At 65.9% G+C, this 16514-nt stretch carries 15 protein-coding genes; 4 read left to right on the top strand and 11 right to left on the bottom strand.

The annotated features are described in order from the left end of the window. Positions 1-54 precede the first annotated feature (54 nt). The 5 genes from BLR29_RS11580 to BLR29_RS11560 form a co-directional block, all read right to left on the bottom strand. Entirely contained in the window at positions 55-1716 is a 1662-nt protein-coding gene (locus tag BLR29_RS11580) for a cation acetate symporter (protein WP_092137109.1), read from the bottom strand. Then, positions 1713-2018 (bottom strand): DUF485 domain-containing protein, encoded by a 306-nt coding sequence (locus BLR29_RS11575; RefSeq protein ID WP_092137108.1) that lies wholly within the window; start codon positions 2016-2018, stop codon positions 1713-1715. Before BLR29_RS11575 ends, BLR29_RS11580 begins: the two co-directional genes overlap by 4 nt. 239 nt (positions 2019-2257) lie before the next feature. After that, the gene (locus tag BLR29_RS11570; protein ID WP_143018446.1) at positions 2258-3094 is read right to left on the bottom strand and encodes a universal stress protein; all 837 of its coding nucleotides are present in this window, start codon (positions 3092-3094) and stop codon (positions 2258-2260) included. A gap of 64 nt (positions 3095-3158) precedes the next feature. Then, a complete protein-coding gene (locus tag BLR29_RS11565) occupies positions 3159-3995 on the bottom strand; it encodes a universal stress protein (RefSeq protein ID WP_092137106.1) in 837 nt (278 codons plus the stop codon). Between the two features lie 34 nt (positions 3996-4029). Next, positions 4030-4866: a universal stress protein gene (locus BLR29_RS11560; protein WP_092137105.1), complete on the bottom strand. Its 837-nt coding sequence runs from the start codon at positions 4864-4866 to the stop codon at positions 4030-4032. A 367-nt stretch (positions 4867-5233) separates the two neighbouring features. On the opposite strand from BLR29_RS11560, the gene BLR29_RS11555 reads away from it, so the two are divergent. From BLR29_RS11555 to BLR29_RS11540, 4 genes are all read left to right on the top strand, one after another. Continuing rightward, entirely contained in the window at positions 5234-5743 is a 510-nt protein-coding gene (locus BLR29_RS11555; RefSeq protein WP_092137104.1) for a sigma-70 family RNA polymerase sigma factor, read from the top strand. Further along, on the top strand, positions 5740-6720 hold the full coding sequence (locus tag BLR29_RS11550) for a FecR domain-containing protein (protein ID WP_092137103.1): 981 nt from the start codon (positions 5740-5742) through the stop codon (positions 6718-6720). The genes BLR29_RS11555 and BLR29_RS11550 overlap by 4 nt, the downstream gene beginning before the upstream one ends. Positions 6721-6810: 90 nt before the next feature. After that, the gene (locus BLR29_RS11545; RefSeq protein WP_092137102.1) at positions 6811-9300 is read left to right on the top strand and encodes a TonB-dependent siderophore receptor; all 2490 of its coding nucleotides are present in this window, start codon (positions 6811-6813) and stop codon (positions 9298-9300) included. A 15-nt stretch (positions 9301-9315) separates the two neighbouring features. Beyond that, positions 9316-10053, top strand: a complete 738-nt coding sequence (locus BLR29_RS11540; protein ID WP_369804596.1) for a hypothetical protein — start codon at positions 9316-9318, stop codon at positions 10051-10053. Positions 10054-10062: 9 nt separating this feature from the next. On the opposite strand, the gene surE is transcribed toward BLR29_RS11540, so the two are convergent. From surE to BLR29_RS11510, 6 genes are all read right to left on the bottom strand, one after another. Then, entirely contained in the window at positions 10063-10842 is a 780-nt protein-coding gene (gene surE, locus BLR29_RS11535; protein WP_092137100.1) for a 5'/3'-nucleotidase SurE, read from the bottom strand. Between the two features lie 189 nt (positions 10843-11031). Continuing rightward, positions 11032-11433 (bottom strand): hypothetical protein, encoded by a 402-nt coding sequence (locus tag BLR29_RS11530; protein ID WP_092137099.1) that lies wholly within the window; start codon positions 11431-11433, stop codon positions 11032-11034. A gap of 257 nt (positions 11434-11690) precedes the next feature. After that, positions 11691-12608 carry a Bug family tripartite tricarboxylate transporter substrate binding protein gene (locus BLR29_RS11525; RefSeq protein ID WP_255371216.1) on the bottom strand — a complete coding sequence of 306 codons (918 nt, stop codon included), beginning with the start codon at positions 12606-12608 and terminating at the stop codon, positions 11691-11693. A gap of 133 nt (positions 12609-12741) precedes the next feature. After that, positions 12742-14166: an amidase gene (locus tag BLR29_RS11520; RefSeq protein WP_092137097.1), complete on the bottom strand. Its 1425-nt coding sequence runs from the start codon at positions 14164-14166 to the stop codon at positions 12742-12744. A gap of 138 nt (positions 14167-14304) precedes the next feature. Further along, a complete protein-coding gene (locus BLR29_RS11515; protein WP_092137096.1) occupies positions 14305-15324 on the bottom strand; it encodes a cytochrome-c peroxidase in 1020 nt (339 codons plus the stop codon). A 242-nt stretch (positions 15325-15566) separates the two neighbouring features. Continuing rightward, positions 15567-16433 (bottom strand): LysR substrate-binding domain-containing protein, encoded by an 867-nt coding sequence (locus BLR29_RS11510; RefSeq protein WP_092137095.1) that lies wholly within the window; start codon positions 16431-16433, stop codon positions 15567-15569. Between the last annotated feature and the right edge of the window lie 81 nt (positions 16434-16514).

The following is a 16514-nucleotide window of genomic DNA, read 5'->3' as shown; positions in this document are numbered from 1 at the left end:
GCCGGGTCGAGCAGGCAACCCGAAATCGAACCGCGATAAACCGCGGCCTCCAGTTCAATGCCCTGCCGCCTCCACTGCACCGATGCCGGTCTCCGAGCGAAGCTCCTGGGCTTCGAAGCCAGCCTTGTCCATGCGCGCCCTGGCCGACTTGTCGGTGATCGAGAAGAACCAGATGCCGAGGAAGCCGATCGTCATCGAGAACAATGCCGGGGACGTGTAGGGGAACGGCGCGGTCTTGTAGTGGAGCACGTCGACCCAGACGGCCTGCGACAGGATGGTAAGGACCACCGCAGACAGCAGCCCCAGGAATCCGCCCACCGTCGCGCCACGTGTGGTGCAGCCCCTCCACAGCACCGACATGAACAGCACCGGGAAGTTGGCCGATGCCGCCACGGCAAAGGCCAGCGAGACCATGAACGCAATGTTCTGCTTCTCGAAGACAATGCCAAGGATCACCGCGACGATGCCAAGGATGACCGTGGTGATACGCGAGACACGCAGTTCATCGCGGCTGGTGGCGTTGCCATGCTTGAATACCGTTGCATAGAGATCGTGCGAAACGGCCGATGCGCCAGCTAGCGTCAGTCCGGCCACGACCGCCAGGATCGTGGCAAACGCCACTGCGGAAATAAAGCCGAGGAAGACGTTTCCGCCGACGGCGCTGGCAAGGTGCACGGCCGCCATGTTGACGCCGCCAAGCAGCTTGCCGCTCCCGTCCTGGAAGCTCGCATTCGTTCCTACCAGCACGATGGCGCCAAAGCCGATGATGAAGGTCAGGATATAGAAGTAGCCGATCCAGGTGGTCGCCCAGAAGACCGATTTGCGCGCCTCCTTGGCATTGGGCACGGTGAAGAACCGCATCAGGATGTGCGGCAGGCCGGCCGTGCCGAACATCAGCGCAATGCCAAACGAGATTGCCGAGATGGGATCCTTGATGAAATTGCCCGGCCCCATGATCGAATCCTTCTTGGCGTGGACCTCCACGGCTTTCGCAAACAGGGCCTCGGGGCTGAAGTGATACTGCGCCAGCACCATGAAGGCCATGAAGGAAGCACCGCCAAGCAGCAGGCAGGCCTTGATGATCTGAACCCACGTCGTCGCCGTCATCCCACCGAACAGGACATAGACCATCATGAGCGCACCCACGATGACCACCGCGACCCAGTATTCCAGGCCGAACAGCAACTTGATCAGCTGGCCGGCGCCTACCATCTGCGCGATCAGGTAGAACGCCACGACCACCAGCGTGCCCGACGCAGCGAACGCGCGAATCGGCGCCTGCTTGAAGCGATACGCCGCAACGTCGGCGAAGGTGAACCGGCCAAGATTACGCAGCCGCTCCGCCATCAGGAAGGTGATGATCGGCCAGCCCACGAGGAAGCCGATGGAATAGATCAGGCCGTCATAGCCATTGGCGTAGACCGCGGCGGAAATCCCGAGAAACGATGCCGCCGACATGAAGTCTCCGGCGATCGCCAGGCCATTCTGGAAGCCGGTTATGCCTCCGCCGCCCGTATAGAACGCCGCAGCCGATTTTGTCTTCGATGCCGCCCACTTCGTAATGAACAACGTGCCAATGACAAACACGATGAACATGCCGATGGCCGTCCAGTTGGTGGGCTGCCGGACCGCCTGCCCAAGGTCTCCACCCGCTGCCATCGCGGCCAATGGCAGAAGCAGCGCGCCGCAGGCAAGGGTTGCGTGATTGGCTTTCATGCGACCTCCCGCTTGATCTGGTCGGTGAGATCGTCATAGACGCGATTGGCATGACGCACGTAGAACCCGGTGATGGCCACGGTAAAAGCGATCACAAACAGACCAATTGGCATGCCCCACGTCATCACGCCATCGCCGATCTTCGCGGCAAGGACTTCCTTGTCGAAGGCAATCAGCAGGATGTATCCGAAATAGATGACGAGCATGACGGTGGTCAACGCCCATCCGAGCTTCGTTCGCCTGCGGACAAGCTCCTGATATCGAGGACTTGCTTTCAGTCTTCCGACCAGATCTTCATGCATCCATGTCTCCTGCTATTTACGTCGTTGCGTTACCAGGTGCTGCCGCTGCAGCCGTGGACCTGATACCGCACGCCAGCCTGATGCATGGATACGCGCACTGACTCTGAAGCCATCCAGGGTCCACGCGAGATAAGGTAAGGCATGCTCCTTACCCGCTTCTTACATAGGACCGCGGATTGCCGTGGGGTAAACGAGTAGCCGGTGGATTCCGGGTTATGGATGAGGCACGGAATGCTGACTCAGTGAGACATCATGACCGGCCACGGTGCACGATGCAGTAGCGAGCGCGTGGTGCCACCCATGACGAGTTCCCGCACTCGCGAATGGCCATAGCAACCGGCCACCAGCATGTCCGCCCGCACTGCCTCGGCCGCCGCAAGAATCGCATCCGCAGGAGGCTCGTGGCCACGCGGCACGGCATGGTGGCCTGCCACGATGCCGTGCCGCTGCAACCAGGTATGCAGCAACCCGAGGCTCGCACCGTCACCGTGTGCCGTTGACGCGCCGCCGGCAACGACAACCGTGACGTGCCGGGCGTGCGACAGCAGCGGCAGTGCATCGGCCACGGCGCGCGCCGCCTCGCGACCACCGTCCCACGCAATGAGGAGATGCCCACCGTGCAACGGCGGCGGGAGTTGCGGAACGATGATCACCGGCCGCCCGGTGCCAAGCAGCACCTGCTCCGGCAGGTCCGTGACAAGCGAGGGCACGACACCCGCCGGGGAGCGCTGCGCCATCACCACCAGGTCTGCTGACTTGCCTTGAAGCACGAAGGCCCTGCCGGCCTCCTCCTCGATGACGTCATGCGAAAACGCGATGTCGGCGCCAGCCTCGGCAACCATGTCGCGCATCATGCCGCCGAAGGCAAAGGCCTGGCTGCGCAACCGGTCGCGCTCCAGTTCCGCCAGATGCGTCGCATCATCATTGCCACCGCGTACGGCGCCGAGCCGGATGCCCGTCGGGGTGAGCCCGGCGAGGTGCGCGCCGAACCTGGCAGCAAGCGCTGCGGCGGCGCGCAGGCGGTCACGGCAGCCGGGATCGGCCCCCACTTCAACGAGAATGGTCTTGTAGGTCACGCTGCGTTCCTTTCGTCCACAAAACAAGGGCCAGTGCAAATGAACTGACCAGCGCCACCATGCGTCAATGCGCCATCAAGACGGGCACTGTCATCGAGGCCAGCAGGGTTCGGGTTACGCCGCCAAGTGCCAGCTCGCGAAACCGGCCATGACCGTAGGCACCCATGACGATCAGATCGGCATCGAAGTCCGCCGCGCAAGAAAGCATCCGCTCGCCGATCACCATGTCTGCGCCAGCCGGGCTGTGATGGATGGACACGGTTGCGCCCTGGCGCTCGAGCAATCGGGCCGCATGGCTTACCGGCGCGGCGTCCGCCCTGAGCGCCTGAGCCGCGGTGTTCGCGCAGAACAGCTTGACCGCGGAACCCGCCAGCAGCGGCAGCGCGTCGTGCAGCGCACGCGCGGCTTCGCGCCCGCCATCCCAGGCCACCAGCGCGCGCTGCCCCACGTGCTGGAACTCGCCCGCGCTCGGCACCACGAGTACCGGACGGCCTGACTCCAGCACCAGTGATTCGACAAACTTGGGCGCGACAAAACTGTGAGGATCGTTGGCATCGAACTGGCCCGCGATCAAAAGACTCGCTTCCCGCGCCTCGCGCAATACTGCCGTCACGGGATCGCCCTCGACGTTCCGCCATTCCCATTCGATGGACTGGTCCGACATCTCCTGCTCAAAGCGCTGGCGAACCGCGTCGCGGCGGGCCTCCCGTCGAGCATGGTCCTCCTTGAGATACTGGGCGGCCTCCTTCATCAGATACAGCCACGTGGTTTCCGGCGCGAAGCCGGCAAACAGCCCAACCAGGCGGCTGCGGTGCGTGTGTGCCAGTTGCGTGCCAAGCTTGAAACGGTGAAGCGCACGAGCGCTGGTGTCGAGATGCACGAATATGGTGTGGTATGCCATGAGTGTCTCCAGGTGCGGATGCGTGCGTCAGACGTCAGTGCGACATGAACAACGGCACCGTGCATCTGCGCAGCAGCGTGCGCGTGGTGCCGCCGACGATCAGTTCGCCCAGCCGGGAATGTCCGTACCCGCCGGCGACAAGCAGCGCCGGTTGCACGTCGCTGACGATCCTGAGCAACGCGTCATCGGCAGCGGCGCACGCCTCGACGCGAATCGTTGCGTCGAGGCCGTGCCGCGCCAGCCAGGGCACAAGGTCGCTCGCGCCCTCGTCGCCCATCCCGCCGTCGGTAACGAGAACAAGGATCGTGACGCGAGAGGCCAGCGCGAGCAGTGGCAAGGCATCGGCAAGCGCGCGCGAGGCCTCGCGCCGGCCGTTCCACGCCACGACGGCGTGGCCATCCAGACTCAATGGCGTTTTCAATGGCGTTTGCGGCGGCACCAGCAGCATCGGCCTGCCAGCATGCAGCAGCGCATACTCGGCCGCCTTGGCCATGGGTGCCGGCGCGGTTTCGTCTGCCGACGGCGGCGCGGGAAGCACGATGTCCGCAGCGCGGCCGTGCGTCGTCAGCGCCCAGCCGGCTTCCGCCTCCACCACCACTTGTGCGCTACGCACGCCCGGCGCGATGCGTTCGAGCACGCTGCGCATGGCGTCTGCATCGCGCGCCGCCAGTCGCTTCAATCCTTCGTCCTGAAGCACGGCGTAGTGACCCGCCTCGGCGCCGGCGCCCGCAAACGGCTGCATCCGGGCGCCCAGCGCGGTCAGCCCCACCACCACGCCGTCCGAGTTGGCGGCCAGCACGGCCGCCGCTGCGATACGTGCGTCGCGGGCCGCATCGTCGCCGAGGTCCACGAGAATCGTCTTGAAATCCATCGCTAATCCTCACAGGGGGAACGGTAAGCAGGACGATTCGCCTTTGCGCGGCGGCCTGATGAATTTCAATCTAGGTCGAAGCGGCATTGGCCGATTGCGGCAAATCAAGGAAACCCTGCCAAAGCGAGTGGGATCCAGTTGCGGCGGCCCCCTGAGCACGATTCATGCGGTGGCTACGAAACACCACGCTCCACCAGAGCGAGAAATCTGTCGCAGGAAATGTGTCCGTTTCGACGCCCACGGCATGGCCCCCGCCGTGGCGCCCGCGCGACGCTGGCATTGCACGGCACCTCATCCATTCATATAATAACGATTCTCATTTAGATTCAAATGCCTGCAACCCGTCGCGGCAACAAGGAACCTCATGATGGCCGCCGACGTTGGTCCCCATCAGGACATTCACGCGCTGTATAACGGCCACCATCGGTGGTTGCTGGGCTGGCTCCATCGCAAGGTCGGCTGCTGGCATCGCTCCGCCGATCTCGCCCATGACACCTTCATGCGACTGCTGGCCCGCGAGGAATCGCTGTCGATCCTGGAGCCGCGTGCGTTCCTGACCACCGTGGCGCAGCGCGTGCTGGCCAACCAGTGGCGGCGCGACAAACTCGAACAAGCCTATCTTGAAGCGCTGGCGCACCAGTCGCCGGCCCTCGCGCCCTCCGCCGAGGAGCGCGCCATCCTGCTGGAAACCCTGCAAGAGATCGCCAACCTGCTCGACGGCCTGCCCGTCCCGGTCAAGCGAGCTTTCCTGATGGCACAACTCGAGGGCCTGACGCAGCCGGAGATCGCGTCGGCACTGCGGATCTCGGTGACCACCGTCAAGCGCTACCTGGTGCGCGCGGGCACGCAGTGCTATTTCGCGATGCCGGCGGCATGAACACACCACCGCCACCGGCCATCGCGCCGGACATTGCCCACGCCGCTGTCGAATGGCTCGTGACGCTCCAGGGCGACGACGTCGACGACGACACGCGCGCGGCATGGCGGCGATGGCTGGCCCGGCATCCCGATCACGCACGCGCCTGGGCCCACATCGAGGCCGTCAACACACGGCTGCGCGGTGTGGCGTCACCGCTGGCGACGGCGGTTGCGCGGGCCGCGCTGACGCCGCCACGCTCCGCCGGCCGCCGCCACGCCATTCGCGCGCTGGCCACGTTGTTCGCCGGTGGTGGCGCCGCGTGGATGCTCCGTGACCATGCACCGCTGCAGGGCTGGCTGGCCGATGCCCACACCGGCGTCGGCGAACGGCGCGACCTCACGCTGGCCGACGGCACGCAGGTCCGGCTCAACACCGACACCGCCATCGACATCCACCTGACCGCGACCGAGCGACGCATCACGCTCCGGCGCGGCGAGATCTTCATCGTCACGGCCAGGGACCGCGCCACCGTGCCACGCCCATTCGTGGTGGCGACGCGCGACGGCACCCTGCAGCCGCTGGGCACCCGTTTTGCCGTACGCCAGATGGACGAGGCCGGCTGGATCAGCGTCGTGGAAGGCGCCGTCGCCGTGCGGCCGCGCGCGAACGCGGGCTTCACGCGCGTGGTCGCCGCCGGCCAGCAACTGCGGTTCACGGCGAACGACATCGATGCGCCGCGTCCGCTGGCCGACGCCGATACCGCGTGGATCGACGGCATGCTGGTGGCGGCCGACATGCGACTGGCGGACTTTCTTGCCGAAGTCGACCGCTACCGGCCCGGCCACCTGCGTTGTGACCCGGCCGTGGCAGCGCTGCGCGTTTCCGGCACCTTCCCGCTGGCCGATACCGACCGCATCCTCGACGCCCTGCGCACCGCCCTGCCCGTGCGCATCCATTTCGTGACCCGTTTCTGGACCACCGTCCTGCCTGCATGATTTTTTTCTCCCGGGGTGGTCTGTTTTGGATTCTCGCGTGACATAGGAGATGAGCCTCTCTTCTCCGAACCTCTCGTTGTCGAATCCGTCATGCCGTCACAGCCCCAGGCGCCCGCACGCCACCGCAGCCGCTTTATCCTCAAACACGCCGTCCTCCTGGCCTGCCTGCAAGGCGCCGGCCTGCTGTCGGGCGCCAGCTTCGCCCAGACCGCCGCCCAGTCCACGGCCCCATCCAGTGCCACCCAGACCGCTGGCCCGACCCGCGCCTACGACATTCCCGCCGGCCCGCTGCAGGCCACGCTGAACCGCTTTGGCCGCGAGGCCGGCATCCTGCTGGCCTTCACGCCCGAGCAGACCGCGAACCGCCAGAGCGCGGGGCTGCGCGGCCAATACAGCGTATCCGCCGGGTTGGCGGCCATCCTGCATGGCTCCGAGCTGGCCGCCGCACCGCAGGCGGACGGCAGCTTCATCCTGGTACGCCAGCGCACGACGCAAGCCGATGCACCACCGGCACCCGGCGATGGCGTGGCGGCGTTGCCGCTCGTCACCGTGAGCGCCACGGCGGAGAGCTACCGCCCGCCACCGGTCACCAACGTGCTGCGCTCCGACCTGCCGCTGCTGGACACCCCGCAGGCCGTCAATATCCTCCCTGCCCAGGCATTGCGCGACCAGCGGCCGCGCAATCTCGACGACGCCGTGAACAACATCAGCGGCATCACCCAGGGCAACACGCTGGCAGGCACGCAGGACACGCTGATGAAGCGCGGCTTCGGCGGCAACCGCGATGGCTCGATCATGCACAACGGCATGCCGCTGGTGCAGGGTCGCGGCATGAACGCGGCGGCGGACAGCGTGGAAGTGCTCAAGGGGCCGGCGTCCCTGCTCTACGGCATCATGGACCCGGGCGGCGTGATCAACATCGTCAGCAAGCGGCCATCGCTCCAGCAGTACAACGCCATCTCGGTGCTGGGCACGACCTACGGCCACGGCAAGAACGGCGCGGGCGGCACGATCGACACCACCGGGCCGATCGGCACATCGGGCCTGGCGTACCGGCTGGTCGCGGACTACGTGGACGAGCAGTACTGGCGCAACTTCGGCGTGCACCGCGAGACGCTGGTGGCGCCGTCGCTGGCCTGGTACGGGCGCGATACGCAGGTCGTGCTGTCGTACGAGTACCGCAAGTTCCTCTATCCGTTCGACCGCGGCACCGCGCTGGACCCGCGCACCAACGAACCCCTGCCGATTCCCAGCCGACGCCGGCTCGATGAGCCGTTCAACGAGATGGACGGCGAATCGCACCTGGCCCAGCTAGCCGTGGACCATCAGTTCAACGCGGACTGGAAGGGACACTTCGGCTACAGCTACAACCGCGAGGTCTACGACGCGGGCCAGCTGCGCGTGACGGGCGTGAACACCACCACCGGCGTGCTCACGCGCAGCAACGACGCCACGCACGGATCGCTCTCCACGGACAGCTATGGCGTGGCCTACGTCGACGGCAACTTCCAGGTGGCCGGCATGCGCAACAACCTGCAGATCGGCATGGACAGCGAATACCGGCGCTTCTATCGCGCCGACCTGCTGAGGCAGGCCACGACCAGCCGCTTCAATTACCAGAATCCGGTCTATGGCCTGGAGTCTCCATCGAGCACCGTCTCCGCCAGCGACAGCGACCAGACCGACGCCCTGCACAGCACCTCGGTGTTCCTGCAGGACAGCCTCTACCTGACCGACAAGTGGATCCTGGTGGGCGGCGCGCGCTACATGACCTGGAGCCAGGTGGCGGGCCGGGGCCGGCCCTTCACGGCCAACACCGACATCTCCGGCAACAAGTGGCTGCCGCGTGCGGGCATCGTCTACAAGTGGACGCCGGCGGTCTCGGTCTACGGCAGCTATACCGAATCCCTGAAGCCCACGTCGACGATTGCACCGCTGGCCTCCGGCGTGGTGATCGACTCGTCGGTGGCACCGGAAGAAGCGAAGTCCTGGGAACTGGGCACCAAGGTTGACTTTGCGGGCGGCCTGACCGGCACGCTGGCGCTGTTCAATATCGACAAGAAGAACGTGCTGGTGTCCCAGTACAACGATGTGACCAAGCTCACGGACTGGCGCACGTCCGGCCGCGCGCGGTCGCGCGGCGTCGAGCTCGACGTGGCCGGACAGATTGGCAATCACTGGAACGTCATCGCCAGCTACGCCTACATCGACGCCAAGACCACCGAAGACCCGCTCTACGCCGGCAACCGTCTCTGGAACGTGGCGCAGCACACGGCGTCGCTGTTCGCCACGTACGACTTCGGCCAGATCTTCGGCGGCGACCGCTTCCGGCTGGGCGGCGGCGCGCACTACGTCGGCAACCGTCCAGGCGACTCGGCCAACAGCTTTACGTTGCCTGCCTATACGGTGTTCGATGCGTTCGCCACCTACGAGACGCGCGTCGGCGCGCAGAAGGTGCGCTTCCAGCTCAATGTGAAGAACCTGTTCAACCGCGTGTACTACCCCTCCAGCGCCAATCGCTACTTTGTCGCCGTGGGCGACGCGCGGCAGGTGTCGTTGCTGACCACGTTCGAATTCTGAGGACCTACCATGTCGATGCTCCAACGCCGCCGCGCGCTGCTGACCGGCGCCCTGCTCGCTGCCACCGGACTCGGCTCCGCCGCTGTATCCGCCACCCCCGCCGCCCCGGCTTCCTCCGTCCGCGAATCGGGTTCGCGCGGCACCGTTGCGCTCGTGATGCAAACCGACGGACCGAATGCGCCGACAGACCAGAAAATCCGGGAACATCTGGAGTCGCGCGGGTTCCTCGTCAACGTGCTGAACCAGGATGTGCCGGCATCGCGCATCGGCAACGCCCGGTTGGTCATCCTGTCATCGACCATCGCCGCCAAGTCGGTCGGCGAGGGCTGGCGCCAGTTGGCCGTACCGCTGCTGACATGGGAAAACGATCTGCTCGACGACCTGGCGATGACGGGCAAGCGTCACGACGTGGACTATGGCGAGGCTCCGCGAGAGCGCTACCTGTGGCTGGTCAATGCACCGCACCCGGTGTCGGCGGGCATGCCGGCCGGTGCGGCCAATGTCTACCAGAAGCAGGCCGCGATGAGCTGGGGCAAGCCCGGCCTGGGCGCGAGCATCATCGCCACGCTATATGGCCAGCCGGAAAAGGCGGCGATCTTCGTCTATGAGAAGGGCGCGACGATGGACTATGAGTCGCTGGCGCCCGCGCGGCGCGTGATGTTCTGCCTGGCCAACGACACCTTCACGAACCTGTCGGCGCCAGGTCTGCGCCTGTTCGACGCGGCCGTGGACTGGGCCATCGCCGGTCACTGAGGCTCCGGTTCACGCGCGCCCCAGCGCCGCCGCCAGCCCGGCGGCCGCCTCGTCGTCGGTCCGCTCGAACCGCAACGGCGTCACCGAGATGCCGCCGCGCGCCACCACCATGGCCTCGGCGTCATCCACATCGGGACGCTCGCCCCGCGAAAACTGGAGCCAGTGATAGGCGATGCCGCGCGGGTCCACATGCGGGCGCACGTCGATGGCCTTCACCAGCCCCACGCCCTGCCGGGTCACGGTCAGCGGTCCGGCGGCATCCGCCGCCACATCCGGAAAATTGACATTCAGACAGGCGCCATCGCTCCATCCCGCGGATAGCAGCTTGCGGATCACGCCGGGCGCCAGCGCACGTGCGGTATCCCATTTCACCGCGTTGCGGTCGGTGAACACCTGGCTCAGCGCGATCGAGCGGATGCCGAGCAGCATCCCCGTCATCGCCGCCCCGACAGTCCCCGAAAACACCGTCTCAAGGCCGAGGTTGCCGCCCCGGTTGATGCCAGACAGCACCAGGTCCGGCGGCGTGTCGCGCATCAGGTGCCGTGCGGCCATCACCACGCAATCGCCGGGCGTGCCGGTGATACCGAACCGGCGCGCGCCGCGCTCGGAGATGCGTAGCGGCGCGTGAAGGCTGATCGAATGTGACGTGCCGCTCTGGTCATGCTCGGGGGCGACCACCCAGACTTCGCGTGCCAGCGTGGCGGCCACGCGCTCCAGCACGGCGAGCCCCGGCGCGTCGATGCCGTCATCGTTGGTCAGGAGCACGCGGTCGACAATAGGTTCGGACATGAATAAGGCCTTTGGTTGCACGGTGTCTAAGACAACCGGAAACCCGCGCGGCCCGGAGGCGCGCGGAGCGGCCCTTACTGTAGCCCAATCAGCGGCAAGAACGTCGATCGACGGTGGCGGACACCAATCGTGTGCGCCGGACGTGGACGCCGGCCGCGCACGCTCAGTTGCGTGCTCAGGTCACCCGAGTCAATGCACCCGGTGTGCGTCCGCGTCGAGCGACGCCTCGGCCGCATCGCCGGAAAGTCCCTTGTAGTACAGGTGCACGCCGATGGCCAGCGAGTCGTGGCGGATCTCGTGCAATGCGCGCCAGGCTTCGGTGGGGTCCTGGAAGACGAGGTAATGCGCCTCTTGCCCGACCAGCGTGGCCACCTGATGCAGGCCGTGCCCATGCAGTGCGCTGACCAGATGATCGAGGCTGCGGTGCGTGCGCGCGTCGGTGCGCGGATAGAGCATATGCAGCACGGCCACGCGCTGCGATGACAGCAGCGCCGAGAAGGCGACGACGATGTCCTGATGGTTGATGGCTGTGACAGTATCGTCAGCCGAGGTACGGTGGTGCGGGAGAATGGCTTCGAGCGACGTGTTCATGGCATTACCTCCTGATCGAACCTGAACAGTGGAAGCTCAAACATAAGGAGCGCACCGACCCTTTGCAAGGCACGCAATCGGAAACACACCGTTCCGCAATCGGCATCCAATCGGCATCTTTGACGATGCCTATCAGGCCCATCGGCGGATTCCGCGGCGCCAGCAGGGCCGCGGATCTTTCAATTGCCTTACAGCGCGACTGCGTTAGAGCGCTCGCGTGACTGCGTTCGTGCGTGACTGCGTTGAAGCCCCGGTGCTCAGTCTTCGGCGACAAACCCCGTCGACTCGACAATCGGCTTCCACGCCGCGCGTTCCACCTGGATGCGGCGGCGCGCGTCCTGCCCCGGCTTGCCGACCACCTCGAGTCCCAGCGCTTCCAGCTTGGCCGCCGTGGCCGCATTGCCGGACGCGGCAATGAACATCTTCTCGACCTGCGCCAGCACGTCCGGCGGCGTGCCCGCCGGCACGAACGCGCCGTACCAGCTCGTCGCGTATTCATACTGGCTGATGCCCTGCTCCTTCATGGTCGGCACCTCGGGCAGTGCCTTGGCGCGGCGCGTGCCGCTGACGCCCAGGAACTGCAGCTTGCCGCCCTTGTAGAGCGGCATCATGCTGGCCACCGCGTCCCAGCCAATCGATACGTTGCCGCTGATCACATCCACCAGCATCGGCGAGGCCCCGCGATAGGCCGCCGGCGTAATCGCGATCCCGGTCGCCTTGCCCAATGCCACCGTCCCGAGGTGCCCCGCGCTGCCGATGGTCGCCAGACCCAGGCTGGCCTTGTCGGGATTCTGCTTCGCCCACGCCAGGTAGTCCTTCATGGTCTTGTACGGTTGCTGCACGCCGGCCGCGACCACGGTCGGCACATCGGTCAGCACTGCGGCGGGCACGAGGTCCTTGTCCGCGTCATAGCCCAGCTTCTTGTACGTCAGCGGAAAAATCGTAAACAGCGGCGACGGGCCGATGAATATCGTCTTGCCATCGGGCTTCGACCGCTTCACGTAGTCCAGCGCCAGCCGCGCCGACGCCCCGGGCCGGTTCTCCACGATCACGGTACCGTGGCCGTCCTGCCGCAACTGTTCGGCGTAGAGCCGCGCCAGGCTGTCTGCAGCCCCGCCGGGCGCATAGCCCACGATGATGTGCATCGGGTTGTCATCGGCGGCCATCGCCGGCATGGCGGCAAGGCTGGCGAGCAGGCAGGCGGCGCGCAGCAGTTGCCGGCGGGAAAAGCGGGAAACGTCGGTCATGGGGGCGATTCCTGGTGAAGAAATGAAAGGCGATACAGCAAAGCCGGGGCGGAAAGCCAGTTCAGAGCGCAGGCCAGCGATCGGTGAACGGATACGCGGATTCGAACAGCGCGGCGGCACGCAGCAGATCGGCATCGCCTCGGAAGCGGCCGACCAGTTGCAGGCCAATCGGCAGCCCATCCTCGCCAAAGCCGCACGGCAGACTGATGGCGGGATGTCCGGTCATGTTGAACGGCATCGTCCACGGGAACCACGATCCCCGCACGTTCTCGCAGGCCTCGCCGTCGATGTCGATGGTGCCGAACAGGTCCTGATCGATCGGCAATGCGGTGCGCGTCAGCGTCGGCATGGCGAGCAGGTCGCCCTGCGCCAGCAAGCCCTGCACACGCAGGAACAGCCGCGAGCGATCGAACATCGCCTGCTGGTACTGCACGCCGCTGACTTCCGCGGCGGACTGGATCTGCCGGACGAAGGTCGCGCTGAGCGCGTCGCCATGCTTCGCCACGATGTCGACAAAACGCGAGCGCCATACCGTATGGTTGATCGCCCGCCACATGGCTTCCACGTTGAAGCCCTCGCCGTCGAACGGCACCAGCTCCGCACCGAGCGCGGCCAGCTTGCCAAGGCTTGCCTCGAAGGCTCGCGCGACATCGCCCGACACGCTGCGCTCCGGCGGCGCCAGACAATAGAGGATGCGCTTGCCGCGCAGGTCGCCTTCGGCGCGCGCGGCATCGATGTAGTCCGGCACCGGCACGCCGACCGACCACGGATCGCAGGGGTGCTCGCCAGCCATCGCCTGCATCATCAGGCCGGTATCGGCCACGGTACGCGTGGTGGGCGTGACGTACGTCTGGTTGCCGAACAGGTCCTGCGCCTGGCTGTGCGGAATCACGCCGTTGCTCTGCTTGATGCCGACCACGCCGTTGCACGCCGCAGGGATGCGCGTGGAGCCGCCCCCGTCTGTGGCCACCGCGAGCGGCGCGATGCCGCTGGCCACCGCCACAGCCGCGCCGCCGCTGGATCCCCCGCTGGTCCGTTCGGCATGCCACGCGTTGCGGGTCTGGCCAAACAGCGGCGAATCGGTCAGGCACTTCGATCCGAACTCGGGCGTGGTGGTCTTGCCGATCAGGATCGCACCCTGCGCACGCAGGCGCGCCACGGCGACGGCATCCTGCTCGGGCACGTTGTCGCGCATGGGCGCGGCGCCGAACGTCGTGCGCACGCCCGCCGTGTTGACGATGTCCTTGACGGTAAACGGAATGCCGTGCAGCAAGCCGAGCGGCTTGCCGGCCATCACATCGCGCTCCGCCTGACGGGCCGCATCCATGGCTTCGTCGGCGCACAGCGTGATGAAACAGTTAAGCGTGGGCTGGAGGCGTGCGGCACGGTCAAGCACCGCCTGGGTAAGTTCGACTGGGGACAGCGTCTTGCGCTGGATCCGCGCGCGCAGCTCGGCGGCGGAAAGAAAACAGAGTTCGTGGGGCATGACGCGGGGTTGTCTCGGGGTGTGTCGCTTCCGGGCTTGGGTATCCCGTGTCGGGCAATCTTAGCCCCGTCCGCGCCGCAACACGAGCACTTTGTGCCCGGCATCGTGCATCACGATACCGGGCGGTGCCCCGGGCCGTTATTCGAACGGCATCGGCCGGCGCGTCGTATCGCTCGACGGCGGCAGTATTGGCAGCGTCATCCTCGGCTGGTCGCCGGTGAGGGTCTTCAGGAAGGCCACGATATCGGCGTTCTCTTCCTTGGTGAACTTGCGGCCCAGTTGCAGCCGGCCCATCGTATCCACGGCCTGGGTGAGCGTGTCCGCCGCGCCATCGTGGAAGTACGGGTAGGTCAGCGCGACATTGCGCAGCGTGGGCACCTTGAAGCTGAAGCGGTCAGCATCCTTGCCGGTCACCGCCACGCGCCCCTCGGACGGATTGGACGTCTTGTACGGCGCCACGATACCCATCTTCTGGAACGAGTTGCCGCCGAGGTTGGGACCATTGTGGCAGGCCACGCAGCCCGCGCTCTTGAACAGCTGGTAGCCGCGCAACTCCTGTGCATCGATCGCCTTCTTGTCGCCCTTCAGCCATTTGTCGAAGCGCGCGTTCGGCGTGACCAGGGTTTCCTCGAACGCGGCGATGGCCAGCGTGATCTCGGCAATCGTCAGCTTGTCGGACTTGAAGACCTTGCGGAACTCGGAAACATATTCAGGAATGGACTTGAGCGTGTCCACGGCCAGATCGTGCGTGAATGCCATCTCGGCGGGATTGGCAATCGGCCCGGCCGCCTGTTCCTGCAGGTCCTTGGCGCGGCCATCCCAGAACTGCGCCAGGTTCAGGCTGGAGTTGAGCACCGTCGGGGAGTTGATGCCACCGCGCTGCCATTTGTCGCCGATCGAGGACTTGAGGTTGTCCGACCCACCCATGCTCAGGTTGTGGCAGGAGTTGCAGGAGATGAATCCCGACCGCGACAGCCGGGGATCGAACCACAGTTTCTGGCCCAGCGCCACCCGCTCCGGGTGCGTGACCTTGGCAGGGGAAATGGGCTGGACCGGCTCGGCCGGCGTGGTTGGCGCGGCCTGGGCGGCTCCGGCCAGCCAGCCGAGCGCCAGACACAGTACGCCCCGACGCAGGGCAGCGGGATATCGCGGTTTCATGAGGACTCCGTTCTTTTCGATTGGGAATTTGTGTGTTGCTTGTGGGCCTGTCCCGCTTCGCGGGACAGCACAAACACCAATTGGATTCCCATGACAGAACCGGAGCGTTGATGGGTGTCAACCGGCCTTGCGGGCAAAGTTGCCAGAAGGTAATCGACACATATGCATGCGCGGATTTATTCGTTTGCACGCGGCACATGGCCGCCTACGATGTGGCCTTCGTCTGACGTTTCGCGGCTGGCTCAGGCACTGACCAGCCCGCGCTGCAGGGCAGTTTTGAGCATCGAGAAGACATGTCGCGCAACCGGATTGACCGCATTGGGCCGAGCCCAGAGGTAGTACGTCACGTCCGGCAACCGGGGCAGGCCATCGTTCTCGCCCAGGATGCGCATGTCGGCGGCCAGCAGGTCGATGCTGCGTGCCGTGATGCCCAGCCCGCCGCGCAGCGCCGCCTTGATGCCGATCAGGCTCGGGGCCAGATAGGCGATGCGCCACGGCACGCCGGCCTGCGTCAGCGCTTCCAGCGACAGCTTGCGGAACAGGCTCGGCTCGTCAGCCAGGATCAGTGGCACCGGAGTGCCGCGCTCATAGACAAAATCCGCCGAGCAGACCCAGATTGTCGGCGTGGTGCGCAGCACGATGCCTTCCAGCGAAGTGTCCTCGCGCGTGGAGACCGTCAGGTCGATCTCGCCGCGCCGCAGGGACTCCATCAGGAACGGGCTGCGCCCCACGTGGATCTCCAGCCGCAGTGCCGGCGACGTCCGCGCGATATGCGACAGCAGCACGGGCAGGATGGTGTCCGCCACATCATGCGGCGCGCCAATCCGCACCGATCCGGTCAGGTCGCCTTCGCGCAGCACGCGCAGTGCTTCGTCGTTGAGCGTCAGCAGCTGCCGCGCGTATTCGACGAGCTTCTTGCCGTGCCGGGTGAGCTGCTTGCCACGGCCGTGGCGCTCGAACAGGGTCAGTCCGAGCTGCTCTTCCAGCCGCTGCATCTGCTGCGTGACCGCCGACTGGGTGCGCTGCACGGTATCGGCGGCCGCGCCGAAGGTATCGTGATCCGCAATGGCCACCAGGGTGCGGAGGAGGTCCAGGTCGAGGTTACGCATTCATTAGATCTGCTAATGAGATTTCGTCAGGCATTAAGTGGTTTTCAGGGCAGGTGTTCATTAAAGTGAAACCAGAAGCAT

The sequence above is a fragment of the Cupriavidus sp. YR651 genome (assembly GCF_900101625.1).
Lineage (GTDB): Bacteria > Pseudomonadota > Gammaproteobacteria > Burkholderiales > Burkholderiaceae > Cupriavidus.
Note: the sequence above shows the minus strand (reverse complement) of the source record. Positions and strands in the feature narration are given on the sequence as shown.

Coding starts and splice junctions, on each gene's coding strand:
- BLR29_RS11580 (WP_092137109.1), bottom strand. CDS start 1,716: ATGAAAGCCAATCACGCAACCCTTGCCTGCGGCGCGCTGCTTCTGCCA.
- BLR29_RS11575 (WP_092137108.1), bottom strand. CDS start 2,018: ATGCATGAAGATCTGGTCGGAAGACTGAAAGCAAGTCCTCGATATCAG.
- BLR29_RS11565 (WP_092137106.1), bottom strand. CDS start 3,995: ATGGCATACCACACCATATTCGTGCATCTCGACACCAGCGCTCGTGCG.
- BLR29_RS11560 (WP_092137105.1), bottom strand. CDS start 4,866: ATGGATTTCAAGACGATTCTCGTGGACCTCGGCGACGATGCGGCCCGC.
- BLR29_RS11555 (WP_092137104.1), top strand. CDS start 5,234: ATGGCCGCCGACGTTGGTCCCCATCAGGACATTCACGCGCTGTATAAC.
- BLR29_RS11550 (WP_092137103.1), top strand. CDS start 5,740: ATGAACACACCACCGCCACCGGCCATCGCGCCGGACATTGCCCACGCC.
- BLR29_RS11545 (WP_092137102.1), top strand. CDS start 6,811: ATGCCGTCACAGCCCCAGGCGCCCGCACGCCACCGCAGCCGCTTTATC.
- BLR29_RS11540 (WP_369804596.1), top strand. CDS start 9,316: ATGCTCCAACGCCGCCGCGCGCTGCTGACCGGCGCCCTGCTCGCTGCC.
- surE (WP_092137100.1), bottom strand. CDS start 10,842: ATGTCCGAACCTATTGTCGACCGCGTGCTCCTGACCAACGATGACGGC.
- BLR29_RS11530 (WP_092137099.1), bottom strand. CDS start 11,433: ATGAACACGTCGCTCGAAGCCATTCTCCCGCACCACCGTACCTCGGCT.
- BLR29_RS11525 (WP_255371216.1), bottom strand. CDS start 12,608: ATGCCGGCGATGGCCGCCGATGACAACCCGATGCACATCATCGTGGGC.
- BLR29_RS11520 (WP_092137097.1), bottom strand. CDS start 14,166: ATGCCCCACGAACTCTGTTTTCTTTCCGCCGCCGAGCTGCGCGCGCGG.
- BLR29_RS11515 (WP_092137096.1), bottom strand. CDS start 15,324: ATGAAACCGCGATATCCCGCTGCCCTGCGTCGGGGCGTACTGTGTCTG.
- BLR29_RS11510 (WP_092137095.1), bottom strand. CDS start 16,433: ATGCGTAACCTCGACCTGGACCTCCTCCGCACCCTGGTGGCCATTGCG.